The sequence below is a fragment of the Holophagales bacterium genome, assembly GCA_016719485.1.
Taxonomy (GTDB): Bacteria; Acidobacteriota; Thermoanaerobaculia; order UBA5066; family UBA5066; genus UBA5066.
On record JADJZB010000020.1, the window covers coordinates 173262 to 194508 of the forward strand.

12 protein-coding genes and 1 pseudogene are annotated in these 21247 nt (G+C 70.3%); 9 read left to right on the forward strand and 4 right to left on the reverse strand.

Annotated elements, in window-relative coordinates:
• Position 1: 1 nt before the first annotated feature.
• The 4 genes and pseudogenes from IPN03_11100 to IPN03_11115 all read left to right on the forward strand — a co-directional run bounded on the left by IPN03_11100 (position 2) and on the right by IPN03_11115 (position 6431).
• A pseudogene (locus IPN03_11100) lies at positions 2-4452 on the forward strand (efflux RND transporter permease subunit).
• Positions 4453-4462: 10 nt separating this feature from the next.
• Positions 4463-5362 (forward strand): EamA family transporter, encoded by a 900-nt coding sequence (locus IPN03_11105; GenBank protein MBK9374251.1) that lies wholly within the window; start codon positions 4463-4465, stop codon positions 5360-5362.
• Between the two features lie 47 nt (positions 5363-5409).
• Positions 5410-5925, forward strand: coding sequence for an SMI1/KNR4 family protein (locus IPN03_11110; protein ID MBK9374252.1), 516 nt, complete (start codon positions 5410-5412; stop codon positions 5923-5925).
• Positions 5926-5951: 26 nt separating this feature from the next.
• Positions 5952-6431: a nuclear transport factor 2 family protein gene (locus IPN03_11115; protein ID MBK9374253.1), complete on the forward strand. Its 480-nt coding sequence runs from the start codon at positions 5952-5954 to the stop codon at positions 6429-6431.
• A gap of 42 nt (positions 6432-6473) precedes the next feature.
• On the opposite strand, the gene IPN03_11120 is transcribed toward IPN03_11115, so the two are convergent.
• The gene (locus tag IPN03_11120) at positions 6474-8048 is read right to left on the reverse strand and encodes a hypothetical protein (GenBank protein MBK9374254.1); all 1575 of its coding nucleotides are present in this window, start codon (positions 8046-8048) and stop codon (positions 6474-6476) included.
• 88 nt (positions 8049-8136) lie between these two features.
• On the opposite strand from IPN03_11120, the gene IPN03_11125 reads away from it, so the two are divergent.
• Positions 8137-10326, forward strand: coding sequence for a patatin-like phospholipase family protein (locus tag IPN03_11125; GenBank protein ID MBK9374255.1), 2190 nt, complete (start codon positions 8137-8139; stop codon positions 10324-10326).
• A 74-nt stretch (positions 10327-10400) separates the two neighbouring features.
• Here the strand turns inward: IPN03_11125 and IPN03_11130 are convergent, their stop codons facing one another.
• On the reverse strand, positions 10401-11186 hold the full coding sequence (locus tag IPN03_11130; protein ID MBK9374256.1) for a hypothetical protein: 786 nt from the start codon (positions 11184-11186) through the stop codon (positions 10401-10403).
• A gap of 147 nt (positions 11187-11333) precedes the next feature.
• Between IPN03_11130 and IPN03_11135 the strand changes: the two genes are divergently transcribed.
• Entirely contained in the window at positions 11334-14528 is a 3195-nt protein-coding gene (locus tag IPN03_11135) for a hypothetical protein (GenBank protein ID MBK9374257.1), read from the forward strand.
• On the opposite strand, the gene IPN03_11140 is transcribed toward IPN03_11135, so the two are convergent.
• Positions 14525-16582: a discoidin domain-containing protein gene (locus IPN03_11140; protein MBK9374258.1), complete on the reverse strand. Its 2058-nt coding sequence runs from the start codon at positions 16580-16582 to the stop codon at positions 14525-14527. The two genes, IPN03_11135 and IPN03_11140, sit on opposite strands and share 4 nt — an antisense overlap.
• A gap of 118 nt (positions 16583-16700) precedes the next feature.
• Here IPN03_11140 and IPN03_11145 point away from each other — a divergent pair, with 118 nt between their 5' ends.
• Positions 16701-17852, forward strand: coding sequence for a DUF2911 domain-containing protein (locus IPN03_11145; GenBank protein ID MBK9374259.1), 1152 nt, complete (start codon positions 16701-16703; stop codon positions 17850-17852).
• Between the two features lie 122 nt (positions 17853-17974).
• Here IPN03_11145 and IPN03_11150 read toward each other — a convergent pair whose 3' ends face one another.
• On the reverse strand, positions 17975-19744 hold the full coding sequence (locus tag IPN03_11150) for a Zn-dependent exopeptidase M28 (GenBank protein ID MBK9374260.1): 1770 nt from the start codon (positions 19742-19744) through the stop codon (positions 17975-17977).
• A gap of 177 nt (positions 19745-19921) precedes the next feature.
• Between IPN03_11150 and IPN03_11155 the strand changes: the two genes are divergently transcribed.
• Positions 19922-20962, forward strand: coding sequence for a dihydrodipicolinate reductase (locus IPN03_11155; protein MBK9374261.1), 1041 nt, complete (start codon positions 19922-19924; stop codon positions 20960-20962).
• Positions 20963-20967: 5 nt separating this feature from the next.
• Positions 20968-21246, forward strand: coding sequence for a hypothetical protein (locus IPN03_11160; GenBank protein ID MBK9374262.1), 279 nt, complete (start codon positions 20968-20970; stop codon positions 21244-21246).
• Position 21247: the final 1 nt, after the last annotated feature.

Consider the following 21247-nt stretch of genomic DNA (forward strand, 5'->3'; position numbering starts at 1 on the left):
CGTGTTCCTGTCCGACCTGTCCATCAAGAGGCCCGTCTTCGCGACGGTCCTCATGCTCACGCTCGTCACGCTCGGCGTCTTCTCGTACAGGCGCCTCGCGATCGACATGTTCCCCGACGTCGAGATCCCGGTCCTCTCCGTCATCACGCAGTTCCCGGGCGCCTCGCCCGAGACGGTCGAGCGCGAGGTGACGAAGAAGCTCGAGCAGGCGGTCAACCCGATCTCGGGCGTCAAGCACGTCTACTCGACGTCGCGCGAAGGGCTCTCCACCGTCATCGTCGAGTTCAACCTCGAGGTCAAGATCAACGACGCCGCGCAGGACGCGCGCTCGAAGATCTCGGCCATCCGCAACGACCTCCCCGCGGGGATCCAGGAGCCCGTCATCCAGAAGCTCGACATCGGCGGGATGGCGATCGTCTCCCTCGCGGTGCGCTCCGACCAGATGACCCCCCGCGAGCTGACGACGCTCGTCGACCGGAAGGTCAAGCGGCGCATCGAGAACCTCCCCGGCGTCGGAAAGGTGGACCTCGTCGGCGAGAGCCAGCGCGAGGTCGCCGTCGAGCTCGACCCGTCGCGGCTCGACGCCCTCGGCCTCGGCGTCGACGAGGTGGTCGCCGGGCTCTCCGGCGAGAACGTGAACACGCCCCTGGGCCGGCTCGACCGGGGCGGGCAGGAGATGCCGGTGCGCGTCTCGGGCAAGCCGAAGGAGGTCGCCGGCTTCCGGTCGATGGTCGTCGCGAGCCGCGGGGGCGTCCCCGTGACGCTCGGCGAGATCGCGGAGGTCAAGGACACGATCGAGGAACGGCGCAAGCTCGCCCTCGTGAACGGCGTCCCGGCCGTCGCGATCGACGTCTTCAAGCAGAGCAAGGCGAACACGGTCGGGGTCGTCGAGGCGGTGACGAAGGAGATCGAGAAGCTCCGGGGCGAGCTTCCGCCCTCCGTCGAGATCCAGCTCGTGCGGGACGGCTCCGTCATGATCAAGGAGTCCGTCCACGACGTGACGACCACCTGATCATCGGCGCGATCCTGACGGTCCTCATCGTCTTCCTCTTCCTGAACTCCTGGCGCTCGACCGTCATCACGGGGCTGACGCTCCCCATCTCGGTCATCTCCTCGTTCATCGTCATGTACTTCCTCGGGATGACGCTGAACGTCATGACGCTCATGGCGCTCTCGCTCGCGATCGGCCTCCTCATCGACGACGCGATCGTCGTCCGGGAGAACATCGTGAGGCACCTCGAGGAAGGGCAGGACCACATGACGGCGGCCCGGGTCGGCACCGCCGAGATCGGCCTCGCCGTCCTCGCGACGACGCTCTCCATCGTCGCCGTCTTCGTCCCGGTCGCCTTCATGAAGGGGATCATGGGGCGCTTCTTCTTCCAGTTCGGGATCACGGTCGCCTTCGCGGTCCTCGTCTCCCTCTTCGTCTCCTTCACCCTCGACCCGATGCTCTCCTCGCGCTGGGTCGACCCCGACGTCGAGCGGATCGGCAACCGGCACGCCGTCGCGCGGGCCCTCGACCGCTTCAACGACTGGTTCGACCGGACGGCGGACGGTTACAAGGGGCTCATCGCCTGGGCGCTCGACCACCGGAAGTCGGTCCTCGCGTTCGCGACGGTCGCCTTCGTTGCGGGGATCGGGCTCTTCGGGACGCTGCAGTCGGAGTTCATGGCGAACCCCGACCAGGCCGAGTTCCAGGTCAAGTTCAAGACGGCGCCCGACGCCTCGTTCGACGAGACGCGCGGGCGGATGGAGGCGGTCCTCGCCGAGCTGAAGAAGATGCCCGAGGTGCAGCACACGTACGCCTCGATCGGCGCCGGCGACATGGGGACCGTCCGCGACGCGCGCGTCTACGTGAAGCTCGTCGACAAGTCGGAGAGAAAGAAGCACGCGAGCGTCCTCGCCGCCGAAGCGCGCAAGCGGATCGCCTCTGTCGCCGGGATCATCCCGTCGGTCGAGATGCAGAGCGACGAGATGGCCGAGAAGCCGGTCATGGTCTCGATCCGCGGCGAGGAGATCCCGCTCCTGAAGAAGTACGCCGCCGAGCTGAAGAAGGCCGTCTACGGGATCCCCGGGATCGTCGACGTCGAGACGACGCTCGAGCTCGATCTCCCCGAGTATCGCGTCGTCGTCGACCGCGAGCGGGCGGCCGACGCCGGCCTCTCGACGCCGGCCATCGCCCGGACGATCGGCGCCCTCGTCGGCGGCCAGGCCGTCACGACCTACGAGGACGAGGAGGGCGAGGCCGTCGACGTCCGCGTCCGCCTCCCGCTCGAGATGCGGCGCGACATCGCCCAGATCGGGGACCTGCGCATCGCCGTCCCGCGCGGCAGCGGCGCGCCGGCGCTCGTGCCGCTCTCCGAGCTCGTGAAGCCGGAGCGGGCCACGACGCCGTCGGAGATCTCCCGGCGCGACCTCGCCCGCGAGGTCCTCATGACCGCGAATCTCGACGGCCTGCCGCTCGGCACGGCGGCGGAGAAGATCAAGGAAGCCGCCGCGAAGATCGACATGGCGCCGGGCTACCAGGTCTACTTCCCGGGCGAGGCCGAGCGGATGGAGGAGAGCTTCGGCTACATGGCCGAGGCGCTCCTCCTGGCCGTCGTCTTCGTCTACCTCATCCTCGCGGCCCAGTTCGAGTCGTTCATCGACCCGCTCTCGATCATGCTCTCGCTCCCCCTGTCGATCGTCGGCATGGCGGGAATGCTCGCCCTGACGGGCGACACGCTGAGCATCATGTCGCTCATCGGCCTCATCCTCCTGATGGGGCTCGTCACGAAGAACGCGATCCTCCTCGTCGACTACACGAAGGTCCTCCGCAAGGGCGGGATGGGGCGCCGCGAGGCGCTCATCACGGCGGGCCGCACCCGGCTCCGGCCGATCATGATGACGACGCTCGCGATGATCTTCGGCATGCTCCCGCTCGCCCTCGGGCTCGGCCAGGGGGCCGAGATGAGGGCGCCGCTCGGACGCGCCGTCATCGGCGGCCTCATCACCTCCACGGTCCTCACGCTCCTCGTCGTCCCGGTCGTCTACGCGCTCTTCGACGACTTCGCCGCGTGGATCCACCGCCGCTGGTCGAAGGCGAACGCCCTCGAGCAGGAGGCGCTCGGCCACACCGGGAAGGCGGCGGCGCACACGGCGGTCGGCGCGGTCGTGCTCTTCGCCCTCCTCCTCCCCGCGGCGGCGCTCGCGGTCGAGCCGCCGGCGGCTCCGACAGCCCCCGCGGCCTCCCCGCGCGTCCTGACGCTCGCCGACGCGGTGGCGATCGCCGCGGAGAAGAACCACGACGTCGAGAAGGCGCGCAGCTACCAGGACTGGGTGCGCGGCAAGTACGTGGAGGAGCGCGCCGCGGCGCTCCCGAACCTCTCGGCCGACGCGTCGTACGGGCGCTCCTGGGACGGGACGTTCGCGGCCCTCACGGGCGGGCTCTTCCCCTCCGGGCAGACGACGGGGGCGGCCGGCCTCGGCCTCACCCAGACCCTCTACGCCTGGGGGAAGGTGGGCGCCGCCGTCCGGGCGGCCAAGGACGGTATCGCCGCCGCGGAGGACCAGCTGAACCACTACAGGCAGGCGGCCATCCGGGACGTGACCGAGGCGTTCTACGACGTCCTCCTCGCGCGGCAGCTGGAGTCCATCGCGAAGGAGACCCTCAGGCAGCGCGAGAAGCAGCTCGCGGAGGCCGAGAAGAGGTACGCCCTCGGCACCGCGACCGACTACGACGTCCTCGCCGCGCGTGTCGCCCTCGACAACCAGCGGCCCGAGCTGATCCGGACCGCGAACCTCGTTCTCATCGCCCTCGACCGCCTCAAGCTCGTCCTGGCCGAGGAGAAGCTGGCCGTCGACGTCGAGGGGACGCTCGAGGCGGAAGCGGTCGACACGCCGACGTTCGACGAGGCCGTGCGGACGGCGCTCGAGCAGCGGCCCGACGTGAAGGGCCTCGCGCGTGCCGTCGGCATCTACCGCGAGTTCGTGAAGATCCGCAACGCCGACGACAAGCCCCGCCTCGACCTGCGGGCCAACGCCGGGTGGTCCTGGTACGACGCCGGCTCCTTCAAGGCCGACGGGAAGGTCTGGGGGACGGGCGTCTACCTCTCGTTCCCCTTCTTCGACGGCCTCGCCACGCGTGGCCGGGTCGTCCAGGCGAAGAGCGACCTGACCCGCGCCGAGCTCGACCTCGCCAAGGCGCGCGACGGCCTTTACGTCGAGGTGCGCACGGCCCTCGACCAGGTGAAGGTCGCGTCCGGCATCGTGACGGCGCTCTCGGGAAACGTCTCGCAGGCCCGCCGCCTTCTCGAGATGTCCGAGAAGGGGAGCGAGCTCGGGGTGAAGACGAGGCTCGAGGTGGACGACGCGCTCGTCAACGCGCGGCAGGCCGAAGGGAACCTCGCCCGGGCGAAGCGGGACTACCTCGTCGCGCTCACGAACCTGAGGTACGTACAGGGAACGCTCTAACATCGCCTCCGTGGCACCGCACGCGCCCGGGCGCCTCTCCGCCCTCCTCACCGCGGTCTTCGTCACCTTCCTCTGGTCGACGTCCTGGGTCCTCATCAAGGTCGGGCTCGCGGCGAGCCTTCCGCCCCTTCCCTTCGCCGGGCTCCGGTACGGCCTCGCGGCGCTCTGCCTCGCCCCGTTCGCGCTCGGCCCGGCGGAAGGACGACGGCGCCTGCGCGAGGCCCCGCGCGCGACGGTCGGCTGGCTGGTTCTCCTCGGGCTCGTCTACATCGCCGTGGCGCAGGGGGCCCAGTTCGCCGCCCTCGCGCTCCTCCCGGCGGCGACCGTCAGCATCTTCCTGGCGATGACGCCCGCCCTCGTGGCTCTGGCGAGCGCCCTCGCGCGGAGCGAGCCGCCGACGCCGCTTCAGGGGGCGGGCGTCGCGATGGCGGCCGCGGGCGCCGTCCTCTACTTCTGGCCCGGATCGCTCGCCGTTCCGGGTGCGGCGGGCGTCGCGGTCGCGCTCGTGGCGCTCTCGGCCAACGCCGCGGGGGCGCTCCTCGGTCGAAAGGTGAACCGCGAGTCGTCCCTGCCGCCTCTCTCCGTGACGTTCGTGAGCCTGTCCGTGGGCGCCCTCGCCCTCCTCTCGGGGGGCGTCGCCCTCCAGGGTCTCCCGCCGCTCGACCTGCGTACGGCCGCCGTCGTCGCGTGGCTCGCGGTCGTGAACACCGCCGTCGCGTTCACGCTCTGGAACCGCTCGCTGAAGACCCTGACCGCGGTCGAGTCGAGCGTCGTGAACGGCCTGATGCTCCCGCAGATCGCGCTCCTGGCGGTCGCCTTCCTCGGTGAAGAGCTCGGATTTCGCGAGATCGCAGGCCTCCTGCTCGTGGGGGCCGGGACGCTCGTGGTCCAGCTGCCCAGGACGCGATGAGGGCCGGCCCCCCTCGCGGGACCGCGGACCGGCGAGAATGGACGCTCATGAGACGCGGCCGTCACCCCCACCTCGAGGTCGACGCGCCGAAGGCGCCGCCGACGGAAGAAGAGATCGCCGCCATCGAGGGAGCGGTCGGCGAAAAGCTCCCTTCCGAGCTGGTCGACTTCCTGGCCGTCGCGAACGGCGGGAAGCTCGACTACATCTTCGAGCTCCCGACGGAATCCGGGCCGTTCTTGCTCTGCTTCTACTCGCTCTACTCGACCCGGCATCCGTATCCCGGCCGGTCGCCCGGCGGACTGATCCTCCACGAGCTGGAGGTCGAACGGCGGCTCAAGGACCTGCGCCCCGGCCTCCTTCCGATCGCGGCCGACGGCGGGACCTCCGTCCTCTACGTCGATCTCGCTCCTGGGCGCTACGGGCGGATCGTCGCGTACGTCGAAGGGCTCCCGGACTGGGACGGAACGCCCGAAGGGTGCTTCGTCGACCTCGCCCCGAGCCTCGACGAGTACCTCTCGGCCCTCTACCTGAACACCGTCGAGGAATCGAAGCGGGGGGGCTGATGGTTGAAGCCAGTTACGATTCGCCCATGGCGCGCTTCCTTCCGGCCTTCCTCGCCCTTGCGCTCGTCGCTTCGACCGCCATGTCCGAGCCACCAATCGGCCCGAAGCGGGTCCCGGCTCCAGCGGCGGTCGCAACGGAGGCGCGGACCCTCCTCGAGACGCAGGCCGCCGCCTGGAACCGGGGCGACCTCGACGCCTTCTGCGCCGTCTACGCCGACGACGCCCTCTTCCTGACGGCGTTCGGCCTGACGAAGGGTCGTGAGCAGGTCCTCGCGCGCTACAAGGCCCGTTACCCCGACGCGGCTGCGCGCGGGATCCTCTCGTTCGAGGTGCTGTCGGTCGACGTTCTCGCACCCGTGCCCTCGAAGAAGCCGATCGACGCGATCGGCCTCGTCGCACGATGGAAGATCTCTCACGCCGACAAGCCCGCGGCGGAGGGACTCACCCTCCTGAACCTGGTGAGGTTCAAGGGCGGCTGGCGCATCGTCCACGACGCGTCGATGTGACGCCGCCGGGCGCGCGAGTGGCGCGCCCGGCGGGTCGGTGGCTCAGGGCCTCTTGCGCTGCGCGACGGCGAGCGGGTCCTGGGTGACGTTGTCGATCACGTAGGCAACGCTCCCGACGACGCAGCCCGAGGTGGCGTTCGTCACGAGCACGGAGCCCGACGGGAGGTTGTTTCCCGTGGCGTCTCCGAGCGACTGTTGCACGTAGCGCGTGGCGGGGACCGTGAGGACGAGCTGGGATCCGACGCGCCGGCCATCCTCGCCGCGGGCCTCGACCTCGACGACGCACTCCTTCTCGCTCAGGTTGTAGACGCCGACGTTGGTCCTGAAGGCCGAATCCTGCCTCACACCGGTGAGAACGCCGATCTCGCCCGTGAGCAGGATGGCCGCGGACGACGGGTTCTTGACGTCACCGGCGAGCGCGAACTGGCCGTTCGTACCCCCGCCCGCGACGGGCGCCCACGTCCTCGCGCCCGCCGTGACGTATCCGGTGGAGAAGACGAGCAGGGAACCGAAGGTCTGCTCCAGGCCGAAGGCCGTCTTCACGACGTCACGAATCGTCTTCGAGCCGTAGGGGGAAAGGCGGATCAGGGAGGACTCGCGCCGACCGGCCGACGTCCAGAGCTCGATCCCGACGACGGACTCCGTCGATTGCATGTTCGAGACCGAGAAGTCGGAGACGTAGGGGATACCGGCGGCGTTGGTGACGTTGGCGACCGAAGGGACGATGCTCGTGTATCGCCATACGGGCGCGTCGCGCTGGACGAGGAGCCTCAGGACTCCGCCGGAGGTCGGAAGCGTGGCGGTCTCCCCGGCAGCGAGCGGAAACGGTCCGTCAGGCGTGCGATCAAGCGAAGCGACGCCGGAGGCGCCGGTGACGATCATCGTCGCCTGGCGGGTGATCGGGCTCTGGCCCGGGGGAGTCCACGTCAGGTCGACGGTCGTCGAAGCCACGGGAGCGGTGTACGCGAAGGCGGCCGAGGGGCCCGTGGCGGTGGCCGGATTCGCGTTCGTTCCGAGGGTCCAGGCGAACGCACCGGTCGTCAGAAGGGTCTCGTTGAGACCGTTGTAGGCGCGGGCGGAAATCTGCTCGCCGACATGCACGTCGAAAGTGGACCCGCAGCCGCCGCCGCCGGGCCCCGGCCCGCTGGGGCAAAGGTCGACGCCGTTCACGGCGATCCGGATCTCCGGGTCGACGACGACGGCCGCCCCGGCGACGAGAAGCGTGTAGGTCGTGCCGGCGGTGAGCGAGGCGACGATGCGGCCGCGGTCGCAGGCGTTCGCGACGGGAGTCAGCCCGCCGCAGCTGCCCGTGAAGAGGGTGAGGACGGGCTGGTAGCCGGCGGGCGTGCTGCCAGCGGTGTCGAAGGCATAGGAATCCGACGTTTCGGGACGAAAGGTGAACCAGACGGACTTGCCCGGAGCCGGCGTGACGCAGGCGACGGCAGGATCGCCCTCGGACGTCGCCTGGGTCGTGTCGAGCGACTGATTGAAGGGGAGCTCGAGGGCGGGAATCGAGGTTGCGGCGTTGCAGGCGTCGTTGGCGGGGGGGGCCGCGGCCGCGGGTGGGACGAGTGCGAGAAACAGGACTGCGATCAGCGATGAGCTCGGTTTCGACATCCGGGGACCTCCTGTGCCGAGGGGACGGTAACGTTCCCGGTAGTGTCCCATGACGTCCTCACCCCACGCGCGGCTATCATGGGCGCCGATGCGCCGGGCCGCACGGGGCGCGTTCGCCCTCTCTCTCCTCCTCGCCGCGTCCCCCTCGCCGGCCGAAACCCCGAAGAGGCCGCGCGTCGGTCTCGTGCTTTCCGGAGGCTCGGCCCACGGTTTCGCACATGTCGGCGTTCTCAAGGTGCTCGAGGAGCTGCGGGTCCCCGTCGACGTCGTCGCGGGGACGAGCATGGGCTCCATCGTCGGCGGCCTCTACGCCTCCGGGATGTCGCCGGCGGAGATGGAGCGTCTCCTCCTGACGACCGACTGGGAGGACCTCCTCGACGACCGGCCGTCCCGCGACCGCCTCTCGTACCGGCGCAAGCAGGACGACGTCCTCAACTACGTGGACCTCGAAATGGGCCTGACGAAGAAGGGGATCGCGTTTCCGTCGGGCCTCGTCGCGGGCCAGAAGCTGAGCTTCCTCCTGAAGTCGCTCACGCTCGGCACCGTCGGGGTCGAGAGCTTCGACGCGCTTCCGATCCCCTTCCGGTGCGTCGCCACCGACATCACGACCGGCGAGAAGGTCGTCCTCTCGGACGGGAGCCTGGCCGAGGCGATCCGGGCCAGCATGTCGCTGCCGGCCGTCTTCTCGCCGGTTCCCCGCGGGAGCCGGCTCCTCGTCGACGGCGGCCTCGTCGAGAACCTCCCCGTGGCCGAGGCGGAGGCGATGGGTGCCCAGGTCGTCGTCGCCGTCGACGTCTCGAGCGACAAGCTCGACCCCGAGAAGCTCCTGTCGTTCGGCGGAGTCCTCAGCCGGACGATCAGCCTCCCGATCCGGCAGAACGTGTCGGCTGCCCTCCTGAGGGCGAGCGTCGTCGTAAGGCCCCGGGTCGGGGACATCCCGTCGATGGACTTCGCCCGCGCCGCCGATCTCGTGGCGCGCGGGGAGGCGGCGGGACGCGCCCTCGCGAAGGAGCTGTCGGCCCTCTCCGTCACCGAGGAGGAGTACAGCGCGTTTCGCGAGAGGGTGAGGGGGCGCCGACCCGAGTCTCCCGTCGTCGACGCGATCCAGACCGTCAGCGCCGGGGTCGACACCCGCCAGATCACGTCACGGCTCGAGACGCGGGTGGGGAGCCCGCTCGACGTGGCGGTCCTCAGGCGCGACCTGGACCGGATCTACGAGATGGGCGTCTTCGAGACGGTCGATTTCCGGCTCCTGCGCGACGAGGGCCGGAACGTCCTCCTGATCGACGCGCGACCCAAGTCGTGGGGCCCGACGTTTCTCCGCGTCGGCGGCGCCTTCGAGGCGAACTTCGACGGGAATGCCACGCTCGCGCTCCGCGCCACCCTCCACTCCATGCAGCTGAACGGGCGCGGCGGCGAGCTGAAGACGACCATCGAGCTCGGGACGGTCCCGGGCGCGAACCTCGAGTACTACCAGCCGCTCGACTACCGCGGCCGGTTCTTCGTCAGCGCCAGCGTCCTCTACCAGCGGTCGCTCGCCCGCGTCAGCGTTCCCGGCGGACCGGTCGGGGAGGCACAGGTGTCGGTCCTCCAGGCGGCGTTCGACGGAGGGGTGTCGCTCGGGTCGTACGGGCAGATTCACGCCGGCGTCTTCCGCGGCACGGGCGGCGCGGACATCGTTCTCGCGGAGGCGCCGCAGGAAGACCTGAGCTTCGACCACGGGGGCCTCTTCGGCTACGTCGGATACGACACGCTCGACGACCTCGCCTTCCCGCGCCGCGGGACTCTCGCCGCCGGCCGGCTGGAGGCCTTCCGCGAGGACATGGGCTCGGATTCGTCGTTCTACCGGCTCTTCGCGCGCGGCGTCCAGGTGCTGCCGCTCGGAGCGCGAACGACCGTGATCGGCTCGGCGGGCTGGGAGGACACGCTCGGCAGCGACCCGCCTTACTACATGCTCTTCACGCTCGCCGACTTCAGCAGGGTCTCCGCCCTCTCCCGCGAGAACGTCGCAGGAGAGCGGGCGGCGTCGCTCTCGGCCTCGGTCTCCCACCGGATCGCGAGCCTCCCGACGCGCATCGGCCGCGGTGTCTACGTCGGGGGGACGTTCGAGCTGGCGCGCGTCTGGACGCGCCGCGAGGAGACGAGCCTCTCGGGCCTGCGCCCCGCGGGGGGGATCTACGCCGGGGCCGACACCGTCCTCGGCCCGATCTACGCCGGAATCGTCTCCGGCTACGGCGGGAGCACGAACTTCTTCGTATTCCTCGGCCGGCCGTTCTGAAAAGGGAAAGGGGCAGGGACTGGGTCCCTGCCCCGAGCCGCCGGCGAGCAGCGTGGATGGTCGGGGCCGGGGGCCTACTGTGCGGCCTGGTAGACGCCGTCGTTCGTCTTGTTGTCGACGACGGTGGAGTAGACGAGAAGCCCACCCCCCTGCACCTCGAACGTCACGAGGAAGTCGTCGTGCACGGTGTTCCCGGCCGTCGTGGGCGGGACGAGGTCGAAGACCGGCTGCTGCACCTGGCTCCAGGCGGGGATCGAGCGAACCTCTTCCCCGATCAGGGTGGCATTCGAGGTCCAGGCGCGGAACGTCACGGTCTTCGTGTCGAAGCTCGGATTGAAGTAGCCGACGTTCGTCCGCTTGCCCTTGCCCATCGCGCGGTCCTCGGCGCTCGCGTTCGCGAGCTGCAGGAGGCTCCCGCCCGAGAGAACGTTCTCGCCCCGGGCGTTGTCGACCTTCAGCAGCGTCTGGCCATTGCCCGCGGCGGTCTGGTCGTTCACGACGGAGTGAAAGAAGGTGGCCGGCCCGCTCGCGGTGATGCGCGCGGCCGCGAGACCCTCGAGTCCGCCGAAGAGAGCGGCGAGGACGTTCGGGATGGTGGCGTGAGTCGCGGCGGGGACGGTGGCCGTCACCGTCGCGGTCGGGGCGGAGAGGCCCGAGGTGTTCGAGACGAAACCGTCCACCGTGAGGGTGATCTCGGTGGCGGCTGGATTCCAGACGCTCAGGACCGAGTAGTACTTGGCGCCGCCCAGGCCCTCCGTATTCACTACGGACGGGTACCAGACCACGGTGTCGGCGGCGGGCGCGGCCGAGGCGCTGACGAGGAGCGCGGTGAGGGACGCGGCTGTGACGAGGTGCTTCATGTCTCTTCTCCTGTCGTGGCTTCGATTCCGAGGACACGCGTACTACGGCGGCCGGGCGCGGGCCGGATCTCGTCGCGGACGGGTCTGTGAGCGCCGTCACGGCCGGGACGGTACGATCCCGCGTCCCGGGCTTTCGGGGGAGGAACCGTGAACGTTCGATCGATGGAATGCACGCACCTGATCGCCGCCGTTCTTCTGTCTGCCGCGCTCTCTGCCGCGGGCGCGCCGCCGGCCGTTCCGAACGGCGGCTTCGAGGAGGCCTCGGGCCCGCTCGCGGTCTCGTGGAGCGTCGAGGGCTCGCTCGGGACGGATGCCACCGTGTCGCGCGACGCCGCGGTCGCGCGGGGTGGGTCCGCCAGCCTGCGACTCCAGGCCCCGGCCCCGGCGTCGGTCGCCGTGTCCTCGGCCGAGGTCCTGCTCGAGGTCGGCCACGTCTATCGCCTCTCGGCGTTCGTGAGGACCGAGAAGGCCGTCTCCGACCCGACCGGCCGCTACCCGACGCCCGTCGCCGCGGCGCTGACGATGGCGTCGTTTCCCTTCACGAACCACTCGCCCGCTTCTGGCGCGACGCGCCCCTTCGAGAAGGTCGAGACGCTCTTCGTCGCGACGACCGCGAAGGACCGGGTCCGCCTGCACCTCGGCCTGAACGGCACGGCGACCGGGACCGCCTGGTTCGATGACGTGACGCTCGAGGAAGTGACCGACGTCCGCGAGCTCGTCCCGATGGAGACGGTCCGCTGGCACGGGCCGGCGTTCCGCTACGACGAGAAGGGGTGGATCTACGTCCACGTCGAGGGGGAGCCGTACGCACGCGGCTTCCAGTACGGGACGCTCCTCTCCGAGGAGATCGCCGGCTACGCGAAGAAGCTCGGCATCCAGGAGAACCCGAAGGACGGGCCGGGCGCCTGGGCCGAGATGCGCTTCATGGCCGACGCCGTCTTCCTGCGGAAGTACGAGGAGGAGTACCTCCTCGAGATGAAGGGGATCGCCGACGGCGCCGCGAAGGCGGGAGCGAAGATCGACGGACGTGCCGTCGACTTCCTCGACGTCGTGACGATGAACTCCTCCATCGACCTCGACTACGTCAGGTCGGCCCTGCGCACGACGCCCCATCCCCTGACCGGTCGCAGCTTCCTGACGTCGGAAGACGAGGCGAAGATCCCCGAGCGGGCGCACAAGTGCTCCTCGTTCGTGGCCACGGGGCCGGCGACGAAGGACGGCCGCCCCGTGTTCGGCCAGATCTTCATGTGGGCCGGATACACGGGCGTCCACTTCAACGTCATCGCCGACGTCGTCCCGTCGAAGGGCCACCGCCTCGTCTACCAGACCTTCCCCGGTGGCATCCACTCCGGGACGGACTACTACATGAACGCGGCCGGCATCCTCATCGGCGAGACGACGGTCGCGCAGACGCCGTGGAACCTCGACGGCACCCCGATGTCGAACCGGATCCGCAAGGCCGCGCAGTACGCGAGCTCGATCGACGACGTCGCGCGCATCCTCCGGGAGAACAACAACGGGATGTACACGAACGACTGGCCGATCGCGGACGTCAAGACGAACGAGGTCGCCATCCTCCTCCTCGGGACGAAGACGTCGAAGCTCTGGCGGACGAAGGAGGACCTCGCGCCGTTCGGGACGCCCGGCTTCCTCTGGGCGAACAACAACGCCCGCGACCCGGAAGTGCGCAAGGAATACGGGGTCCAGCCCGACGACGCGCCGTTCGACCCCGTCTACGGGCCGTGGGATCGCGACGTCGCATTCCGGAAGTGGTACGACCGGGTGAAGGGGAAGATCGACGCGATCGAGGCGGTGAACCTCTGGGCCTCCTCCCCGATCAACCGGCCGCACGCCTGCGACGGGAAGGTCACGACGGCCGAGATGGCCGAGAAGCTCGTCTTCCTCGCCCACTACGGCAAGGTCACCCTGCGCGAGAAGTTCCCGGTGGCGGGGAATCGCCGGATGCCCGATCACCCGGGCGCCATCCCTCACCTCACCCTCGGCTACGCCGTCTTCAGTCCCGTCTTCATCGCCCAGAAGCTGAAGGAGGCGAAGGCGCAGGAGGCGGCCGCCACGACGCCGGTCGCGAAGGAGCCCTCCCTCGACCTCGCCGGCGTGGAGGCGTTCTTCAAGCTCGACAAGCCGAAGCTCTGGAAGGGGAGCGTCTTCCCGAAGACCGAAGCCGAGAACGGCCTCGTCTCGGGCTCGGCCGCTTACTGGCAGATCCTGAAGGGCCTCCCCGACGACGCGGCGAAGGCGCACGTCGCGCTCCGCGACCAGCTCGCCGGCCTGAACGCGAGGGCCGCGTACTTCGCGGCGGCGGAGGGCGACGTGGCGATCCGCGAGGCCAGGCGCGAGTACGGCCGCCGCTCGCCCTACCAGATCCCCCGCATCAAGGGGACCTTCGCGCTCCACCAGCTCCGGCTCCTCCTCGGTAACGACACCTTCCTGAAGGCGATGGACGCCGCCTTCACCGCCAGCAGGAACCGCGACGTGACGACCGCGGGGCTCGTCGCCGCCCTCTCCGGGGCGGCCGGGCGCGACGTCGCGCCGTTCCTGGCCCCGTGGATCGAGGCGAAGGGCTTTCCCGACCCGAAGGTCGAGGCGCGGGCCGAGCCGGACGGCGAGGAGTGGAAGGTGACCCTCGTCGTGACACAGGCGGGATCGCCGTACCACTTCCTCGGGAGCGTCGCGATCGACGCCGGCGGAAAGCGCCTCGTGAGGCCGTACGAGGTGAAGGGCGAGCGGACGGAGCTGACGTTCGCCGTTCCGCAGAAGCCCGGGCGGGTCGTCTTCGACGCGGGGCGGGACATCCCGGTTCCCCTCGCGAACCCTCATTCCTTCGTCAACTTCTCCGACGACTTCGAGCGGACGAAGATCGTCTACGGGACGACGCGGCAAGTCGAGGCGAACCACACGCTCGCCCTCCGTTTCCAGGCCACGCTCGCCGACGCCTACAGCGAGGAGCTGCCGCCCGTCGTGAAGGACGCCGAGATTACCGAGGACGAGCTCGCCGCGAGCGACCTCTTCCTCCTCGGCCCGCCCTCGGACAACGCGCTCGTCGCCCGGGTCCTGGAGAAGCTGCCCGTCACCTTCGGAAAGGGCTTCTTCACGTACGACGGGGTGACGTACCCGCGCCCCGACGACGGTCTCTACCTCTGCGTCCCGAGCCCCTGGAGTCCCGGGCGGGTCGTCTGGCTCTTCGCCGCCAACTCGGCGCTCCAGCTCCACCAGATGACGAAGAGCTATACCGGGAGCCTCCCGCAGTGGGCGGTCTGGCGCGGCGACGAGGTCAAGTCCCAGGGCTGGGCGCCGGTCGAAAGGTTCGTCTTCGAGCTCTAGCTCCGGGAGCCCCTCGGCTTCTTCTCGCGCGCGAGAAGCGCGAGAAGAAGCCCGAACGCGCCGAGGATCAGTGCACTGACGAACACGGAGCGGTCGTCTTCCCAGCGGAAGAGGAGCGGCGCCGCGCAGGTCGCCGCGGCGAGGAGCGAGGTGACGACTCCCGCCTCTTCCCGCTCGAGCGAGAGGAGCCCGAGCAGCAGCAGGACCGACGCGTAGTAGCAGGTCAGGTCTGCCAGGACGAAGACGAGGCCTGCCCCTGCGGCGGCCGTGGCCCAGGCGGGCCGCCTGCGAAGGGCGAAGACCACCGCCGCGAGCGACGCGGCGGCGAGGAGCATCCGGAGCGGGCGTGAGTCCCCCAGCGCCGATCGCTTGGTCTCCTTCCAGGCCGCCAGAGGCTCCCGCTCCCCGTTCTTCACGAGAGCCTCGGCGCGGGTCGCGGTGCGCCACGTCACGAGCGTGCCGAGCCCCACGTTGTTCGCCAGGGGCGTGGCGAGGTGCTTGCGGCTGTTGTCGGCGAACTCGGCCCACGCCGTCCATCGGACGCTCGAGAAGCCGCCCGACGCCAGGAGCGAGAGCGGAACCGCGACCAGGACCGTAAGCAGTGCCCCCTCTGCCACGAGAAGCTCCTCGCGGACGGCGCTCCGGTTGCGCTCCCGCGCCCAGCGCCACGCCGCTGCGGCCCCGAGTGCGAGAAGGAGCGCGCCCGGGAAGATGCGGAGGAGCGCCGAGCAGGCCAGGGCCGATCCCGCGAGGCGCGGCCGGCCGAGCTTGAGCAGCGCCACGCCGGCCATGGCGGCGGCGAGCCAGTCCATCCGGAGGAAGGAGCCGCCGTTCCAGAAGAACCGGCCGGGGAAGTTCGTCCCCCAGAAGACGAGGGCGACGCACGCGGCCCGCCACCCGAAGGCCCTCCACAGGAGCAGCCAGGCGCCCAGGAGAAGAGCCGGATCGAGGAGCGAGAGGAGGCCGACGGAGCGGTCGGTCACCGGTCCGGCGGCCCGGGCGAATGCGCCGCCGAGGATGCCCCACGCGGGGGTCGCGTTGTAGCCGTGGTCGACCAGGATCCGGCGGAAGTGCTCCGGGGTCGTCCGGGTCCGGAACCAGAGGACGTCGGAGACGAACGCTTCCCAGCGCGCGCCGAAGCGGGGCCGCCAGGTCGCGAGCGCGTCGTCGGCCTTCGACGTCCCGATGGCGTTCGTCGCGAGGTCGCGCACCGGGAGCACGGTACCGGGTGGCAGGAGTCCCGCGGCGCGCTCGGCGGCCAGGGTCGCCTCGTAGAGACCCGTGTATCCGAGCTCGGGAAAGTACTTCGCCCCGAGCACGTAGTGGTAGGCGTCCCAGACGTGGACGAACCGTCCGAAATGGAAGAGGCCGAAGTTGAAGAAGGCGGCGGCCGACAGGAGGCCGAGCGTGGCGAGCGCCCTGTCGCGGAGCTTCTCGTGGCGCGCGGGGGCCCCTCTTCGACGAAGGACGACGCCCCACGCGAGGAGGAGGGCGGCGGCGAGCGCGATGAGCCCTCTCCCCACGACGAGGAGCTCATCCTCCGGGATCGGCTTCTCGGTGACGGCCGTGGCCACGGGCTCCCGCCAGTATCCCGGGGCCTCTGCGAATGCGGCGAGCTCGCCTACGGCGTACGTCCCATCGCCCCCCTCGGCGTGAACGAGGAGGAACCTCGCCTCCCTCGGGTCCGGCAGCTCGGCCCGGCGGGTCCTCATCCCGTACAGGGCGTCGCCCGCCTCGACCCTCAGGATGCCGGTCCAGGTCCGGCCGTCGACGGACGCCTCGACGAGGTAGGTGTCGCCGGCATCCGCCTGGAGAAGGAGCGCGCCTACCGGGCGGGGCGCTCCGAGGTCGACGGCCAGGAATGCCTCCGGGTCGACGAGCCGGACCACCCGCCGGGCGGCCAGGGCCGCGGCCGCCGCGGCGCCCTCCGGCGCGAGGAGTCCGTCCGTGGCCGCCGGGGCGCCGGAGAGCCCCCGCCCCTGCGCCTCGCGGCCGAGGAGCATGTTGCCGTCCGGGACGGCCATGGAGGCGGCGAAGAGGAGCGTCGCGAGCATGTGCGGCGGAGCCGGAAACCCGGCGCCGCCGGCAGCGTATCTCGAAGCGGAATTCACGACGACCGGCACGAGCGGGGCCCGCCCGGGGTCCGGTGTGTCGGCGTCCGAGGAGGCCCTGATGACCCGAACTCCGCTCCGGCTCGCGCCGGCCCTCATCCCTGCCCTCGCCCTGGCCCTGGCCGCCCCCGCCGCCGCCGAGCGGCTCGCCGGTCCGCCGAGCGGCGACAACCAGAAGGCGTCGGTCTCCCAGTGGATCGGCCCCGTCGAGGTCGGAATCACCTACAACAGCCCGAAGGTGACGGCTCCCGACGGCACCGACCGCCGCGGAAAAATCTGGGGAGGCCTCGTCCCGTACGGGATGTCGAAGGATTCGTTCGGCAGCTGCGGCGACGAATGCCCCTGGCGGGCCGGCGCCAACGAGAACACCGTCTTTCGCGTGTCGCACGACGTGCAGGTCGAGGGTCAGCCGCTCGCGGCCGGCTCCTACGGCCTCTTCATGGTCCCCGGTCCCGAGGAGTTCACGATCATCTTCTCGAAGAACTCCACGTCGTGGGGACACTACTTCTACACCTCGAAGGAAGATGCCCTGCGCGTGAAGGTCAAGCCCCGCAAGGCCCCGTACACGCACTGGATGACCTTCGACTTCGTCGAGAGGAAGCCGGAGGAGGCCACCGTCGTCCTCCGCTGGGACGAGCTGGAGATTCCGATCCGGGTCCAGGTGTCCGACGTGAATGAGGTCTACCTGGGACAGATGCGGAACCAGCTGCGCAACGCGACCGGCTTCGACTGGCAGTCGTGGGAGCAGGCGGCGCAGTTCTGCCTCGGAAAGAAGATCAACCTCGCCGAGGCGCTGAAGTGGGCCGAGCACGCGGCGACCCCGGGCTTCACCGGCCAGGAGAACTTCCGGACGCTCTCCACGCTCTCCCAGGCGCAGGCGGCCAACGGCCGGGCCGACGCGGCGAAGGCGACGATGCAGAAGGCGCTCGAGCACCCGACGGCGACCGTCATCGATCTCCACATGTACGGCCGGCAGCTCCAGGCGCAGAAGAAGACCGACGAGGCCGTCGCCGTCTACCTCCTCAACGCGAAGAGGCACCCGGACGTGTGGCCGGTGAACGTCGGCCTCGCCCGCGCCTACTCCGCCCAGGGGAAGACGAAGGAAGCCCTCGCGGCGGCGAAGAAGGCCCTCGCCCAGGCGCCGGACGACGGGAACCGCAACAACCTGAAGAACCTCATCGCCACCCTCGAGGCGGGCAAACCCGTCAACTGAACCGGGCCGCCGTCCGCGTCTCCCGTCCGCTCGCGCAGCGGACGGACGGTGAGACGGTGCCAGGCGTGAAACCGTGTATTGTTGAAAACAATACACGGTTTCACGCCTGGCACGGAATCGTGCTAGCGGAAGACTCCCGCCACGTCGACGATGAGGTGGGCGGTTCCGGCGGAGCCGTTGAACGCGCTGAACGTGGCCCCGGGGCCGACGGAGACGACGGACGAGCAGGCGCGCGTGCCCCCCTGCCGGAAGTGCACGTTGCTCGTGCCGGGCGCGACGCCTCGTCCCGGGAAGAGCGTTACGAACCCCGCGGCCAGAGGCTCGGTGACCGTGACGTTCACCGCGAGGGCGGCGGCGTCGGACGGGATGCCGCACACCGTGCCGACGGTGAAGGCGCGCGTCTGGCCCGCGGCCAGCGCGGGAGGTCCGAGCGTCGCCGGGCGCGAGGACTCGCGCGTGTCGAGGACCCGGCAGGGAGTGAGGGGGTAGAAGGCCGTCCCCTGGGTCGCCAGGACGCCGAGGTGCGCCGTGGTGGCGACGGACGCTTTCACGAAGTTCGCGAAGTAGGGGATGTTGAGCGTCGCGAGGGTGTCCGCCGTCGTGTGGTAGTGAGGGGTGAAGTCGTTCACGTCGTCCTCGATCGCGAGGAGGGCGGGCCAGCCCCGGGACCAGAAGGAGTAGTGGTCGCTCGCCGCGTTCCAGTCGGGGTCGTCGACGGGAGCCAGGGCGTTCCCGACGTAGAGGCTCACCGCGGCGCGGAACGTGTCGGCAATGGCCCGATCCGCCGCGTAGCCGGAGCTGCCCGGGGTGCGGGTGTGGAGCCTCAGCGTCGGAGCGCCGCCGCCGTCCCACGAGATCATGTCGAGGTTGAGGACGGCGACCACGTTGGCGTCCTGCGCCGCGAGAGAGGCCGCGTAGGCGGAACTCCCGTAGAGCCCCTGCTCTTCGCCGGTGAAGAGGACGAAGCGGATCGTCCGCTGGAAGCGATGATCACTCAGGATCCGTGCGGCGAGGAGGACACCGGTCGACCCGCTCGCGTTGTCGTCGGCGCCGGGAGCGACGCTTCCGTAAGGCATGTCGTCGAGGTGTGCGCAGAGGATGACGATCTCGGAGGGGCGCGACACGCCGGGGAGGTCGGCGACGACGTTCCGGCCGGCCACGGAACCCCGCTGCCAGGCGTGATACGAGGGAGCGAGGCCGAACGACTCCAGCCTCTCGTATGCAAACTGCGTCGCACGGCCGATCTGCTGGCCCGAGTTCGTGTGACGGCTGGCGATCGTGACGAGAGAGCCGCCGACCGAGACGGGCCGCCCCCCGCTCAATCCGCCGGCCAGCTCGGTCACCCCGGCTTCGGTCACCTGCTCCACCATTCCCGCCACGGCCCCGTCCCAGGCCGCTTCTGCGAGCGGGACCCGCGTCTCGCGTGAAGACGTGTCCATCGGGACGGGCGGGAGCCGGGTGAGGTCGAAGCCCGCGACCGCGAGCGCTTCCGCCTGGGCTTCGTCGGCTCTCGCGACGACGTGCCGTCCGTCGTCCATGACGACGTCGGCGATCTCCCTCGCCTTCGCCCGTGCACCCCGTCGGCGGCCGAGCGCGATGACGAACTCCTCCGGGCTCCCGGCCGTCGCCAGGACCCGGGCGTCCCGGGCGAGAGCGACTCTCTCCGCCGGGACGAACGTGAGCGCGTACGCGACACCGTCCGGGCCCGTCAGTATCGCGTAGACGGGAAGAGAAGAGTCGGCGAGGCCGTCGCCGACGGGGACGCGCGCGAGGACCCGGGGAGAGCCGGGGACCGCCGCAGGGACCGCGCCGGACCGGGCCATGGAAGAGCCTGCCGAGATCGCGAGGAGCGCGGCGACACGCAGGAGGCGGAAGAGAAGTCTCGGGTTCACGGCGACTTCCTCGAGACTACACTCCTGCGACCGGATTTCAGCCGGGGGAGGCTGCGCCCCCCCTCGTCCGGAATCCTGCGAATCCCGCTAAAATGCGCTCCCGGGCGTTGCCACTGTTCCTGCCTGCGGGTCCCCGCCGGGCGGTTCGAACGGGCGAGTCCGGCAGGAGGATTCCAGATGAAGAAGTTCCGTGTGGTCCAGTGGGGCCTCGGCGCCATGGGCAGCGGCATGGCCCGCCTCGTCCTCGAGAAGGACGGCCTCGAGCTCGTCGGGGGCATCGACATGCGTCCCGACTACGTCGGCAAGGACCTGGGAGAGGTCCTCGGCGGCGGCCGGCGCCTCGGCGTCACCGTGACGAACGACCCGTCGTCGGTCCTCGACAAGGCGAAGGTCGACCTCGTCGTCATCGCGACGACCTCCTGGACGAAGGAGCAGATGCCGGACCTGAAGAAGATTCTCTCGGCCGGGATCAACTGCATCTCCATCGCCGAGGAGATGGCGGCTCCCGAGGCGCAGAGCCCCGAGCTCGCGGCCGAGATCGACGCCCTCGCGAAGAGGCACGGCGTCACGATCCTCGGGACCGGCGTCAATCCCGGCTTCGTCCTCGACCTCCTCGTGGTCGTCCTCTCCGGCGTCTGCCACCAGGTGGAGCGGATCGAGGCGAGCCGCGTGAACGACCTCTCCCCCTACGGCCCGACCGTCATGAAGACGCAGGGCGTCGGGACGACCCCCGAGCAGTTCGCGGCGGGCGTTGCCGACGGATCGATCGTCGGGCACGTCGGGTTCCCCGAGAGCATCCGGATGATCAGCGACGCGCTCGGCCTCGGGGTGACCCGCATCGAGGAGAGCCGCGAGCCGATCATCAGCACGGTCTACCGCGAGACGCCGCACGTGAAAGTCGCGCCCGGCATGGTCGCCGGCTGCGCGCACGTCGCCATCGGCTACGCGGGCGAGAAGCCCGTGGTCAAGCTCGTTCACCCGCAGCAGATCCATCCGCACCTCGAGGGGCAGGGGACGGGCGACTACATCAACATCTACGGAAAGCCCGAGATCCACATGTCGACCGGCCCCGAGATCGCCGGCGGCATCGCGACGATGGGCGTCGCCGTGAACATGATCCCGCACGTCGTCGCGGCGACGCCGGGCCTCAAGAGCATGGTCGACCTGCCGGTCCCCGCCGCCCTCATGGGCGAGCGCGCCTACAGCCGCCGGATCTGAGCGCCATGAGTGTCGCCAGGGGGACCTGGGTCGAGATCGAGTCGACCGTCCTGCAGCCTGCGGAGCGTGCCCCGGGCCTGCCGGAGGACACGGCGCGAACGCCGTACGTCCTGCGCCTCTCGGGCTTCCTCGAGGAGGAGTCCGAGGTCGGCCAGGTGGCCTCCGTTACGAGCCTGATCGGGCGGACGCACCGCGGCGTCCTGCGCGCCGTCAACCCGGGCTACGACCACAGCTTCGGGGCGACGGTGCCAGAGCTCCTCCACATCGGCCTTCGGGAGAGCTGAG